The organism is Rhizobium alarense (assembly GCF_021555155.1).
In the GTDB taxonomy this organism is placed as follows: Bacteria; Pseudomonadota; Alphaproteobacteria; order Rhizobiales; family Rhizobiaceae; genus Rhizobium_D; species Rhizobium_D alarense.
In genome coordinates this window covers 4,441-6,333 of sequence record NZ_JAKGBU010000148.1, presented here as the reverse complement: position 1 = coordinate 6,333, position 1,893 = coordinate 4,441, and the positions used below count along the sequence as shown (strand labels likewise).

General features: G+C 67.6%; 2 protein-coding genes. Both read left to right on the top strand.

The features are described 5' to 3' along the window. Positions 1 to 1,021 (top strand): metallophosphoesterase (locus LXM94_RS25250; RefSeq protein WP_235774576.1); only part of this gene is annotated, 1,021 nt, incomplete at its 5' end. A gap of 71 nt (positions 1,022 to 1,092) precedes the next feature. After that, the coding region (locus LXM94_RS25245) for a LacI family DNA-binding transcriptional regulator (RefSeq protein WP_235774574.1) at positions 1,093 to 1,893 on the top strand (801 nt) is incomplete at its 3' end.

Below are 1,893 nucleotides of genomic sequence, written 5' to 3'. Positions count from 1 at the left end.
GGGTCCGGCGACCGATGCCACCTTTCTCTTCGCCTGCGACATCCACGCCTGCCTCGTTTCCGGCGACAGCCTCAGCCCGAACTGCGCGGAGGAAGGCAAGACCGATGCGGCGCTGCTTCGCCACGTTGCCGCGGTCAACGCGGTCGGCGACCTTGCCTGGCCAACTGAAATCGCCGGCCGACCGTCCGGCCTTGCAAGCGCCGGTATGCCGATCGGCCGGCCGCTCGGTCTCGTCATGGGCGGGGACATAACAGACGATGGCGGCGGGCAGGTGAAGGTGCCCGGCGAGGGGCGGCAGCTCCAGCAGTATCAGAGCCGTTACGAGCAAGGAACCGGGCCGGACCAGGTGCATGTCCCTGTCTATCACGGTCTCGGCAACCACGATCTCGACCAGGACGGCGTCGCGCCGCATGTCGACTGGTACCGGCGCGAATTGCGCGACTATGTCGAGCTCAACCATCGCTCGACGGTGTTCTACAAGGCGCCGGTGCCGGCGGGAAACTATGACGTCGCCTCCGACACCTATTCCTGGGACTGGGGCGGTCTCCACCTCGTGCAGCTCCAGCGCTTCGGCGGCGACACGACCAAGGGCGCGACAAGCGGCCTTGCCTGGCTTGCCGAGGATCTCGCCGACAACGCGGCCGACGGGCGGCCTGTCGTGCTGTTCCAGCACTACGGCTGGGATTCCTTCTCGCTGGAGCATTGGGATCCGCAGGCGAAGACGTTCGACGACGAGGGATCCGGCGCGCCGCACTGGTGGAGCGACGAGGACCGTGCCCGGCTGCTCGCGGCGATCCGGGGCTACAATATCGTCGGGGTCTTCCACGGCCACCAGCATGAGACGCCGATGATCTACGCACGCGACGGGCTCGATATCTTCAAACCGATCGCCGGCTTTCTCGGAGGCTTCGCCGTTGCCCGCATCGCCGGCACCGTCATGGATGTAGCACTCGCCCGTGCCGACGGTGACGCCGGTGCGGTGGCGTTTACCCACGCCTTCAGCAAGCGCATCTCGGGCTGATCTGCTTCTGCACAAAATTTTGATTTACGTACATCAGAAATTCCTCTATGGGCTTTTCTGACGGAGGAAACATGCGTCCCACAGTGCACGATATCGCCGCAAAGGCGGGCGTCAGCCTCGCGACGGTCGACCGCGTCCTGAACGCGCGGCCGGGCGTGCGCGGCGTGACCAGGGCGAAGGTGGAAGAGGCGATCCGCAGCCTCAACTACGTGCGCGACGTGGCGGCGGCGAACCTCGCAAAGGGGCGCGTCTATCCCCTGACCTTCATCCTCCCCGAAGGTGACAATCCCTTCATGCGTGACCTCGAGCAGGAGGCGCGCGCCGCCGGCGAGCGCTCGGCGATCGAGCGTACGCGGGTCACGGTCGCTACGGTGCCGGCCTTCGATGCGCCGGCGCTTGCGGTCGCCATCGACGCCGCGATTGCCGGCCAGCCGGCGGGCATCGCGGCCGTCGCCGTCGATGCGCCGGAGGTCATGGAGGCGATCGGCCGGGCGCGGGCGGCGGGCATCCCGTTCGTCACGCTCGTTTCGGACCTGGCGCTCTCCGGGCGCGACCATTTCGTCGGCGTCGACAACATCGCCGCCGGCCGCACCGCCGGCAGCCTCATGGGCCGTTTCCTGCGCGGCCGCACCGGGCCTGTCGCAGTGCTCGCCGGCTCCATGCTGGTGCGCGACCACCGAGAACGTCTCGAAGGGTTCCGCGCCGCCATGAACGAGGATTTCGAATGGCGGCCGATCCTCGACGTGCTCGAGGGACAGGACGATCCGAAGCTTTCGGAGGACCTCATCGCCGGCTGCCTCGATGCGCATGAGGACCTCGTCGGCATCTACAGCCTCGGTGCCGGCAACCGCGGGCTCGTCGCGGCGCTCGCC